Source organism: Holophagaceae bacterium (genome assembly GCA_016720465.1).
GTDB lineage: Bacteria > Acidobacteriota > Holophagae > Holophagales > Holophagaceae > JANXPB01.
In genome coordinates this window covers 24,412-35,000 of the sequence record JADKKO010000002.1, presented here as the reverse complement: position 1 = coordinate 35,000, position 10,589 = coordinate 24,412, and the positions used below count along the sequence as shown (strand labels likewise).

Sequence of the window (10,589 nt, the reverse complement as noted above, 5' to 3'; positions counted from 1 at the left end):
CGGTAGGGCTCGTCGGTGCCCTTGGTGCACAGGTCGTCGATCATCACGCCGATGTAGGCCTGGTCCCGGCGGAGGATGATGGGTTCCTCGTCCCGCAGCCAGCGCGCCGCGTTGATGCCGGCCATGAGGCCCTGCCCCGCGGCCTCCTCGTACCCGGTGGTGCCATTGATCTGGCCCGCAAACCAGACGCCTTCCAGGCCATCCATCGAGAGATCCCGATGAAGCTGCAGGGGATCGAAACTGTCGTACTCGATGGCATAGCCCGGGCGGATGATTTCCGCCTGCTCGAATCCCGGGAGGCTGTGGACCATGCGTTGCTGCACATCCGGCGGCATGGAGGTGGACAGCCCCGAAAGGTAGATCTCCTCGGTCTCGAAGCTCTCGGGTTCCACGAAGATCTGGTGCCTCGCCTTGTCGGGGAATTTCACGAATTTGTCTTCGATGCTGGGGCAGTACCGCGGACCGACGCCTTCGATGTGCCCTCCGTACATCGCGGACCGGTGCAGGTTTTCACGGACGGCGGCTTCGGTTTCAGGCGTGGTGTGGACGATGTGGCAGGGCACCTGGCTCTGGGGTATCCCGCCCTTGGATGCATCCGTGAAAAAACTGAATGGGCGGGGCGGGTCATCGCCGCGCTGGACCTCGAGCCGCGAGAAATCGATGCTGTCCTTCGCCAACCGGGGACTGGTGCCGGTCTTCAGGCGGCGGCATTTCAGGCCCAGGGATTTCAACTGCTCGGAGAGATGGGTGCTCGGCGGCTCCCCCGCGCGGCCGGCGGCCATGCGCTTCTCGCCGATGAGGATCTGGCCGTTGAGAAACGTGCCGGAAGTCAGCACGACGGCGTCGCAGGGAAGGAAGCTCCCGTCCAGCAATTCCACACCTTGGAGACCGCGGGTGCCATGGCCCCACCGGAAAGCCGCAACGATACCCTGGCGGAGCCTGAGGTTCGGGGAGTGCTCCAGCCGCTTGCGGGCCGCGATGCGGTACTTCACCTTGTCCGCCTGGGCCCGGGGGCCGCGCACGGCCACACCCCGGCTTTCATTCAGAATGCGGAAATGGATTCCCGTCGCGTCGATGAGCCGCCCCATGGCCCCGCCGAGGGCGTCCAGCTCCCGAACCATATGGCCCTTGCCCACGCCCCCGATGCTCGGGTTGCAGCTCATCTGGCCGATCTGGTCCAGGTTCATGGTCAGCAGCGTCGTGGCCATGCCCATGCGGGCGGCGATATGGGCCGCTTCGATCCCCGCATGGCCTCCGCCAATGACCACAAGATGCTTCAAATCCATAGCCTCCGAGCCTCTAAGTCTATCGGCGATTCAGACCCGGCCCTCCTGGTGATTTTGTGGAACACTGGGGAGTGATGAACTCAAGACTCTCCCCGAAGAACGCCGCGAGCACCGCCGGGACATGCGCAAGCGGGCCATGCAGCGGTCGAAATTCGCCCTGCCGTCGAGCATCACGCTCATTTCCATCCTTTGCGGGTTCTCCTCCGTGGTGATGTCCATCAATGCGGCGGGGGACAATCCCGAACGCTACTTCCTGTGGGCCGCGATTCTGCTGGTGGCTGCGGGCGTCTTTGATGGTTTGGACGGCCGCGTCGCCCGGGCCACGGGCACCAGCACCGAATTCGGCGTCCAGCTGGACAGCCTAGCGGACATGGTCAGCTTCGGCATGGCCCCGGCGATCCTCGCCTACCGCTACGCCTTTTTCACGCTGGGCATCGGCGACTACCAACTGCGGGCCGTGGGCTGGGCCGCGTGTTTCTTCTTTGTCGCCTGCGGGGCCCTCAGGCTGGCGCGCTTCAACGTGCAGGTGAGCATCGTGGATTCGCGGTTCTTCGTGGGGATGCCCATCCCCGCGGGCGCAGCTTGCATCGCGTCCGTGATCCTCTGCTGGCCGGGCCAGCCCGTGCTGGCCAAGCATGCCTACTATTTCGCCGCCGAGCTGTTCCTGGTGGGGCTGCTGATGGTCTCCACGGTGCGGTTCCCGAGCTTCAAGAAAAAGTCCCAAAGCCCCCGCGCCGCCATGGGGCTGAAAGTCGCCTTCGTGGGGATCCTCTGCCTGATGATCATTTTCCGGCAGTATTTTTTCATCGGGTTTTTCGTCGTCTACATCCTGATGGGGCTGCTGCTGAATCTGGCCTGGACCTTGGGCTGGCGCGGCGTCGAACCTCCCCACGCGCCGGAAGAAACGGGTCCAGGCGCCGCCGAATAATTGATCAACTCAACACGCCCGCGATGCAGGCGCTCAGGAAGTTGGCCAAGGTTCCGGCGAGCATGGCTTTGAGCCCGAGCCGCGCCAGGTCGCTGCGGCGCTCCGGAATGAGGGCGCCGATGCCGCCCACCTGGATGGCGATGCTGGAGAAATTGGCGAAGCCGCAGAGGGCGAAGGTGGAGACGAGCTTGGCTTTGACGCTGAGGGCGGGCAACGCTCCAAGCTGGATGAAGGCGACGAACTCGTTCACCACCATGCGCGTGCCGAGCAGCGAACCCACGGTGCCGGCCTCGCTCCAGGGCACACCCATCAGGAAGGCGAAGGGCTTGAACAGCGTGCCGAGGATGATTTCCAGGCTGCCCCCGGGATAGGCGGCCTTGATGAGGCCGTTGATGAGCGCCACAAGCGCGATGAAGGCGATGAGCATGACGGCCACGTTGAAGGCCAGGCTGCCCCCCTCGAAGGCGCCGCGGGCGGCGGCGTCGATGACGTTCGCATCGTGGTTGGGGATGTCGACTTTCAGTTCTTCACCCGCCACCATCTGGGTTTCGGGTTCCTCGACTTCGGGTTCCAGGATCTTGGCGATCATCACGGCGCCCGGCGCAGTCATGATCACGGCTGTGAGCAGGTGCACGATGTCCACGCCGGCGATCTGCACGTAGGCCACCATGATGGATCCCGAAACGTGGGCCATGCCCGCGGTCATGATGACCATCAGTTCGGAGCGGGTGAGCCGCGAGAGGAAGGGCCGGATGGTGAGGGGCGCTTCGGTCTGGCCCATCAGGATGCTCGCGGCCACGCTCACGCTTTCGGCGCCGCTGACCTTGAGCACGCGGCCCATGGCCCGGGCGCAGGCGCCCACGACCCACTGCATGATGCCCAGGTAGTAGAGCACCGCGAAGATGCTCGCCACGAAGATGATGGTGGGCAGCACCACGAAGGCGAAGACCATGCCCATGCGGCCGATGGTCTGGTGGGCGCTGTCCATCACGGGCGCGCCCATGCCGCCGGCCGCGCTGTCCGCGAGGGGGCCGAAGACGAAGCTGGCGCCGTCGTGGGCGTATTCCATCAGGTGCTGCACCACGATGCGGATGTTGTTGAAGGTCTTGCCCACCAGGTTGCCCCAGAGCAACCCGTAGACCACCACGCCGAAGATGCCCCAGTTGAGCTGCCGGCTCTGGAATTTCGCGAAGCGGCGGAGGAGCATGGGCATGAACATCAGCGCGAAGATGATCCAGCCCAGGCCATAGAAATGCGCTGCCGGCGTGCCTTCATGCAGCCAGAATCCGGGCCAGGGCATCGCGCCGTTGAAACCCAGCCACCGCGAAAGCAGATCGCCCTTGAGCACGACGATGGCGAACAGCCACTGCAGGCCGAGCCCCCACGCCACGGTCTTCCAATGGATGCGCCCGCGGTGGCGGCTCAATCCGATGGCGATGGCCATGAACACAACGATGCCAATGAGGCCGATGAACCGCTCCATGCTTGCTCCTTAAATTCCTGGCTCAGAGCTGTTCATTCAAGGCCTTGATGGCCCTGATCATCTCGAACCGCGCCCGGCCCAGGATGCCTTCGCGGTGGATGACCAGCACCAGCGTGCAACCCTCGGCGGCCCCCATCATCAGGATCCAGTGGTCCTGGGTGGCGAAGGCGAGCTGTTCGATGTCGCCCCGGTCGAATTCCTCGATGGCCTGGGTCAGGTGCCGCTTGACCGTCTGCTGGTAGGCGCCGAGCAACTGCAATGCTTCATTGGGCACCTGGATGGTGCGCGTGGCGATGGGTTCGCCATCCCGGTCGCTGAACGTGGCCGCGAGGGCCTCGGGCACCCGCTCAATCAACTGATCCAGGATCTGCTGGAACATGGACGCACTCCGGAGGGTAGGGATTGAAGCATGATGACTGCTCTAGGCCGCCGTTGAAAAAATAACTTTTCCGCCTCGAATGCGAGGGGGGCCTTGAAGGGCGCAATTCCGTTTGCTTTGCTGCGGGGTGCCCCATCGCGCCGGCCTGCGACCGGCCTAGATGCCGCGAGCCACTTGCAGCGCCCAGGCGCCCAGGAAAAGGCCGGCGGCGGCCATGCGCAACGCAAGCGAGTCCGGCAGATCCGGGAATGGCTCTCCGCGCCTGGCGCGGCGCAGGTCCCAAGCCACGAGAACGGGCGCGCAAAGGACGAATAGCACCGCCAGGGGATGCCAATGGAAGGCCATGCGCCAATCGCCTTGCGCAAGGGCCATCCCGCAGCGCGTGAGGCCGCAGGTGGCGCAAGGCACCCCGGTCAGGCTCTTGAAGATGCAGGGTGGAAGCGAAAGGCGGCTCGCTCCGAGGGCCTTCGCCGCCAGGATCCCGAGCCCCCCCGAACCCACGAGGCCTGTGGCCAGCCATGGGAAGCCGCGAGAATTCAAGCCATCACCGACTGGATGACGATGAGCCAGCAGAGGCCCAGCATTCCGCAGAGGCAAAGCGCGGCCAGCAGGATGTGCAGCGCCGTCGCCACCGCGCCTTTCCACATGGGCGCATGGTGGAAGGCCGCCAGGGCCAGCCCGCGCATCACCCAGAAATAGGCGCCGGACATCATGAACAGCGGCGCCAGCAGGGGTCCCGCCAGTGGGATGAAGCTCAACAGCGAGAACGCGGCATCCAGAGTGCCGACTTGCATGGCCTCGGCCTCGGCGATGAACGTGACGCGCCAGCTGCGGGACTTTTTCAGCCCGCCCAGGATCCATAGGCAGGTGTGGTCCCAGACCGCATTGTGGAGCCAGGCGCTGGCGATCCCAAGGGGGCCGAGCACCAGCACCCAGGGCCAAAGACTGGCCCAGGGTGGCAAGTCCGGAAGACCCCCGAGGAAGGCGCGGAGGTCTTCCACGTTGAAGGTGGCGAGATCCGCAGGGAGCCGCCGAAGCAATTCCTGCCACATGGGGCTGTCGGCATTCTTGAACACGGGGTAGTCGCGGTAGACCGCATGGAGCGTGAGCAGGCCGCTCAGCACGCTGAATGAACCGCGCAGCAGCATCATCCATTTAAATGAATCCCCCAGCGAGGGGGCCTCCCCGGCCCGCCCCTGGAAGCCCTTCACGGGATGGAGGGCGCATTGGATCAGGCGATGGAACAGGGCGGCCATCACGACCCGCCGCTCAATTATTCAACGCTTTTTGCAGGGCTTCGCGGAATTGCTCACCCCCGCCGAACCAGAGGGCGGCCAGGCAGCCTCCGCAGATCAGCCCCGCCAGCAGAATGGGCATCAGGAGCCCCAGCACGCCGCGCCAGGTATCCGTGCGGTGGGCACGGGCGAAGATCACGCCCTGGTAGAAAAATATCCCCAATTGGGCCCCGAGGGAGATCACCTGGCCCAGCGTGCCGAAGGCCCCCGGTAGCCGGTTCAGCGCCAATTCGGCCAGGCTCACGGGCACCACCAAGGTCGCCGCGCCATAGAGCAGGGTTCGGTAGGTCACGGACAACCCTAGCTTGGCCCGCGTGCCCCCGACCAGCCAAAGCCCCGCATGGTTGAATACGCCTGCGAGGGTAAAGGCGACAGCGATCCAGAGCGGCGCCATCAGGACTCCCACCAACGTGAGGGTCAGGGCCGTCCCCGTGGGCACCGCCGGCTTTGGAGCATGCATCCAGGACATGAACCAGGGCTGGATCGGGAAAAACGTCTGGGCCACGCCTGCGGCCATGGCCACCGGCAGCCCCAGCATCGCGTAGAAGACCATGGCTGGGCCGACGTCCGCGCGCAGTCCAAGGCCTTCCCCAGCCAGCGCCGTGTCCGTCCAGAACACGCGGAACGTGGCCCCGATGCGGCCCAGCAGGCTCGGGAAGCCAGCCCTGTCTTCAAATGGCAGAAGCCGGCCGTCGTAGTCCGGTTGGGGCGGATCCAGAGGGGCATCGGGGGGGGTATAGGGATTGCTGTTCATTTGTGCAGCTTTCGGGAAAAAATTCGTTCGAAATCACGGATGGCGATGGGGTCTCCTTCGCGCCGGAGGGGCCCCTCGAATTCCCGCGGATCCAGATCCGCGAATTCACCAAAGAGCGAGATGTTGCCGTTGATATAGGCGATGAATTCATCTTGCCGATGCCGGATGTAGGGGCGGAAGGGTTTGGAGACAAAGCCCAGGAGCGCTGAATCCAGGGCGGTCCAGGTCTGGAGGTGGGTTTCGAAGCCTTTGGGCCCTTCCCAATAGCGGTAGATCGAAACCATTTTCGCGCCCACGGCGAAAGGCGTCTTCAAACGCCCCCGTTCAGCGCGGCCTTCCACGATGTAGATCCGCAGGCCGGGCTTCCTCAGCACGAGGCGCATGGTGCCATGGAGGCCTTTTGTGTCATCCATGGACCACACGCCCGAAGGTTCCTGGAAGATGTAGAACCCCGGAACGAACTGGCAGTGGCGCCACATGGCGGCGGCCAAGCGCGGGTGGTCGAACAGCTGGTCCATGGTTCCAAGCCGCACTCGCTTGGGAGCCGTGCGGGTCTGAAAAACGAAATCCGCCCGGCGCAGAATGTCCTTGGCCTCCGCCTGGGCCAGTGGATCCAGCTGCTCGAAGGGCACCTGGGCCGGCAAGAGGGCGGCCTGGAAGGCGAAAGCCAGATACAAAATTCCGCGCATCGGTACAACTTATCAGGCTTCAAGACTTGAAAGCCGCCACCCCAAAAAATTAACCCACCGGTCCAGATCCATGCGCAGCGGCGGCGGCCGCGACCAACTATGCAGAAATGCGCCCCTTATTTCGTTACAGCTCCTGGCGGTGGGCTATCATGAAGCCACTTCTATTTGAGGCATCAATGACCGGGCTCCTGCCCTTCACACGCCGATCCGCCATGGCCTGCGTTCTGGGTGCGGTCCCGGTTTGGACACTTCTGGCCCAGGATGCCGATATTTCAGAAAAACTCTATCTCAGCGGCGAAAGGGCCTACCACGCCCGCTCCTACCCGGAAGCTTTTGAAACCTGGAACCAGCTGTTGCAAGCCTCCCCAAAATCCGGCTTTGCAGCCCAGGCCTTGATCCGGATGGCGCGTTACCACATTGACGTGGAGAAGAAGCCAGAGTCGGCCCTGCCCTTCCTCGAGCGTCTGAAAACCGAACACATCAAATCCCCCATCGCTGCGGAGGCGATGCTGCTGCGAGGGGAAATCCTGGCGGAACGCGCCAGGAAGCCCGCAGACATGAAGGAAGCCATCGCCGAATTCAACCGCGTGGTGGATCTCTATACCGACAACCCCGCCGTGGCCGGAGCCCACTACCAGCTCGGCCTGGCTTTCCAGGGCCAATCCAACTGGGGCCGCGCGCTGCAGAGTTTCTTGGAAGCCTACCGGCTGGATCCGCTGTCGGCCTTCGCGCCCAAGGCCCTGCTGCAGGCTGCCGAAGTGCTCGACATCAAAGGGGACCTGCAGGGATGCCTGCGGCTGCTGGAGCGCATTCGCGAACGGTCGCCCAACAGTCCTGAAGCCAGGGAGGCAGCCTGGCGCTTGGCGGTCCGCGTGAAGTGGCGGATGCAGAAGATGCCCTTGAAATCCGAAGGGAATTGGCCTGCGGGCAAGGCCCCGAAATGGGTCAACACCCCCACCTTGCTGGTTTCCGGTTCCGATGGAGATCTCTACATCTACGAGGACGGCCTGGATCGCGTGGACCTCCTTCGCAAAATGGAGTCGATCCCCGTGGGAGCGCTGGTGAAGGGCGCAAAGGCCATGATGATCGCTCCCAGCGGCCTGCCCTGGTTCCTCACCAAGCAGGGCTTGGCGAGGGAAGATGGCACGTTGCTGGAACTGGCTGGCAACACCCCGACAGGCGGTGTTTTGGACCGCTGGGGAACCATCTGGGTCGGTGACCGGAAGGTCGCGGCGCTCACGCTCATCGGCGCCGATGGCCAGCAGAAGGCGCTGCCTTCGCCCACCACCAACGCCCTGGCCCCCCTTCCGAACGGCGGCGTCGCCCAGGCTTCCGACGCCAACCGCGATGTGAAATTCCTGGATGCGAACGGCCAACCCCAGGTCTGGATTCCCTATGGCAAGGGCCTCCCTGGCGTGTTCCGCTACGTGGTGGCCCTGGGCAGCGACGCCGTCGGGCATGTGGCTGCCATTGTCGATGGCGGGGAATTCGAAGGCGTGGTGCTCTGGGGGCCGGATGGTGTCGTGCTTCGCCAGGCGACCTGGCGCCAGCTGGGCATCAGCGGGAAATTCGTCGCGATCGCCATCGACCAGAACGGCGGCCTCATCCTTGCAGACCGATCCAACGACCTACTCCTCCGGTTGAACTGATGCCCCGCCGCCCGCTGTACGCTCCCGCCGCCCTGCTGTTCATCAGCGGCGGCCTCCATGCGCAGGCCCCGCAACCGGACCTGGCCTTGAAAGAAGTCTTCAAGCAGGGGAAGGATCTCTGGGCCAACCAAGGCGACCGGGATGGCGCCGCCGCCAAGTTCGAGCAGGTGCTCGCCGCCTTGGAACCCATGGCCCTCCAAGGCAGCGCGATGGATCCGGAATGGAACCAGGTGCTCTGCGAGACCTACAACTGGCTTGCCATCCTGGAGGACCGGAATCCGGCCAAGAAAGCCGAGGCGGTCAAACGCATCGAGGCCCTGGTGGCGTTCGATCCGGATTTCGAGTTGGACAAGAACATCACCTCCGGGAAATTGCAGACCCTCTACGAGAATCTCCGCGGCGCCAAATTCGCCAAGGTCGGATTCACCTTCCAGCCGGATGGCGGAGCTTTGAAGGTCGACGGAAAACCAGGCCCCGCCTCGGTTTCACGCTACCTTCCCTTCGGCGACCATAAGCTGGTTTACGCCAAACCGGGCTACAGCCCCCAGGAAGTGAACCTCGCGCTGGCCCCGAAAGACGCCAAGAACGTGGACTTCAAGCTGGACCGCAACGCCTCGACCGTCACTTTCTACACCTATCCGAGCGGCACGGATGTCTCGCTGGACGGCAAGCCCCTCGGCAAAACCCCGGTCCAGCCTGCATCAGCCCAGGCGCCAGCGGAACTGAAGGCCGTGGCTGACAAAGCGGGTCTGAAAGTGGAGGATCTGTCGGGTGCCTTCATCCTGTCCGAACTGAGAGTCGGCAAGCACATCCTCGAATTGAAATCAGCCTGCTTCCGCCCCAAGCGGGTGGAATTGGACGAGTCTTTCACCACGCCCTACGCGGACCACGTCCTGGAAGCCATCAAGCTCGACCCTTCCCGCGGCACGTTGACGGTCGGCTCCGCCTGGCCGGGCGGTGAATTGTTCCTTTCGGGGCAGAGCTACGGTCCGCTGCCCTTGAACGCCGCATCGGTCTGTGCGGGAACCTACGATCTGGTGGTGAAGTACCCCTCGGGCGGCTTTTCGCAGAGGGTGGAGGTCCCCGAAAACAAGGCCGTGAGTCTGGCTGCCAAACCCAAACCGCGCCTGGCCTTCCTCGGCTTCGATGGAATGGATGAATTTCCAGGGAAAGCCCGGCTCATCGCCCAGCTCAAGAGCCTGGGCGAACGGCTGAACGAAGTGGCGTTCATCAAACCCAAGGAGGGCGAGGCCCCGCTGGAGGCCATGGCCCGCCTCAAGACGGCCAAGGAAGCCGAGCTGGTCCTCACATTGACCGTGGTCAAGGACAGGCCAGGCTTTCCGGTGGATTTGGCGCTCGGCACCCTCGGCGGCGAGGAAGAGCACATCGCGGTGAAACCCCTCGATGAAGACCCGCTGCTCGGCTTGGTGGGGAGGCTCAATGCGCAACCCCAGATCTGGGAACCCAGCCTGGGGCTGGTCGCGGCGGATCTGCCCGGCGAACCTGGCCCGGTGGTGATCAACGCCGGAGAGGCCGCCAAGGCAGGCATCCAGGTTCTGAAGCCCATCACGCAGGCCGGTGGCAAACCGGTCGCGACGGCGCTTGCTTTGCGGAAAGTCCTGTTTGAGGCCAAGGGGGATTCGCTTCCGGTGATCCAAGCAGGCCTGAACGCCAGCCTGCCCATCAACCGCGAACCCTTGGAAATCCCGCACTACGCAGCCAACCTCTGCTATCCCTTCGTGCTTGCGGAATTGCGTCTCCGCACCATTGCGGCCAAGGGCGATGAATCCGCTTTCCTGAAGCTCAACCAGGCCATCGCACTCATGCATTTCCGCCGCTACGACAAGGCGCTGGAATTGCTGCGCGACACCAAGGTATCCGGCGCCGGCAGGCCGCCCTCGGCCCTGGGGCTGGGTCAGGGAACCGTCGACTATTACACGGGGATCTGCCTCAGCAGGCTTGGAACCGTCTACATCCCCGAGGCCATCCAGGCCTTCGGGAAGGCCCAAAATTATTCCAACTCGACCCTTTTCGGCCCCGATGGGCCTCTCGTGGCTCCCCTGGCCAAGCAGGCGGCCGAGGACCTGAAAAATTAGGGGCCGATTCAAATCGGCCTGTGCGGTTCC

At 64.0% G+C, this 10,589-nt stretch carries 10 protein-coding genes (1 of these 10 running past the window's edge); 3 read left to right on the top strand and 7 right to left on the bottom strand.

Annotation, left to right across the window (positions count from 1 at the left end):
* Nucleotides 1-1,286, bottom strand: partial view of a tRNA uridine-5-carboxymethylaminomethyl(34) synthesis enzyme MnmG gene (gene mnmG, locus IPQ13_04505; GenBank protein MBL0210167.1) — the 5' portion only. 616 nt of this gene lie to the left of the window's left edge; only the first 1,286 of its 1,902 coding nucleotides appear in the window; it begins with the start codon at nucleotides 1,284-1,286; its stop codon lies beyond the left edge, outside the window.
* 136 nt (nucleotides 1,287-1,422) lie between these two features.
* Here mnmG and pssA point away from each other — a divergent pair, with 136 nt between their 5' ends.
* Nucleotides 1,423-2,214, top strand: a complete 792-nt coding sequence (pssA, locus tag IPQ13_04500) for a CDP-diacylglycerol--serine O-phosphatidyltransferase (protein ID MBL0210166.1) — start codon at nucleotides 1,423-1,425, stop codon at nucleotides 2,212-2,214.
* A 4-nt stretch (nucleotides 2,215-2,218) separates the two neighbouring features.
* Here the strand turns inward: pssA and IPQ13_04495 are convergent, their stop codons facing one another.
* The 6 genes from IPQ13_04495 to IPQ13_04470 form a co-directional block, all read right to left on the bottom strand.
* Nucleotides 2,219-3,697 carry a NupC/NupG family nucleoside CNT transporter gene (locus IPQ13_04495; protein ID MBL0210165.1) on the bottom strand — a complete coding sequence of 493 codons (1,479 nt, stop codon included), beginning with the start codon at nucleotides 3,695-3,697 and terminating at the stop codon, nucleotides 2,219-2,221.
* 22 nt (nucleotides 3,698-3,719) lie between these two features.
* Complete coding sequence (locus IPQ13_04490) at nucleotides 3,720-4,076, bottom strand: roadblock/LC7 domain-containing protein (GenBank protein MBL0210164.1); 357 nt, start codon at nucleotides 4,074-4,076, stop codon at nucleotides 3,720-3,722.
* Nucleotides 4,077-4,232: 156 nt separating this feature from the next.
* Nucleotides 4,233-4,616 carry a DUF2752 domain-containing protein gene (locus IPQ13_04485; GenBank protein ID MBL0210163.1) on the bottom strand — a complete coding sequence of 128 codons (384 nt, stop codon included), beginning with the start codon at nucleotides 4,614-4,616 and terminating at the stop codon, nucleotides 4,233-4,235.
* Entirely contained in the window at nucleotides 4,613-5,332 is a 720-nt protein-coding gene (locus tag IPQ13_04480; GenBank protein MBL0210162.1) for a hypothetical protein, read from the bottom strand. The genes IPQ13_04485 and IPQ13_04480 overlap by 4 nt, the downstream gene beginning before the upstream one ends.
* 13 nt (nucleotides 5,333-5,345) lie before the next feature.
* Entirely contained in the window at nucleotides 5,346-6,125 is a 780-nt protein-coding gene (locus tag IPQ13_04475) for a hypothetical protein (protein ID MBL0210161.1), read from the bottom strand.
* A complete protein-coding gene (locus IPQ13_04470; GenBank protein MBL0210160.1) occupies nucleotides 6,122-6,814 on the bottom strand; it encodes a hypothetical protein in 693 nt (230 codons plus the stop codon). The genes IPQ13_04475 and IPQ13_04470 overlap by 4 nt, the downstream gene beginning before the upstream one ends.
* Nucleotides 6,815-6,990: 176 nt before the next feature.
* Here IPQ13_04470 and IPQ13_04465 point away from each other — a divergent pair, with 176 nt between their 5' ends.
* A complete protein-coding gene (locus tag IPQ13_04465; GenBank protein ID MBL0210159.1) occupies nucleotides 6,991-8,463 on the top strand; it encodes a tetratricopeptide repeat protein in 1,473 nt (490 codons plus the stop codon).
* Nucleotides 8,463-10,559, top strand: a complete 2,097-nt coding sequence (locus IPQ13_04460) for a hypothetical protein (protein MBL0210158.1) — start codon at nucleotides 8,463-8,465, stop codon at nucleotides 10,557-10,559. Before IPQ13_04465 ends, IPQ13_04460 begins: the two co-directional genes overlap by 1 nt.
* Nucleotides 10,560-10,589 lie beyond the last annotated feature (30 nt).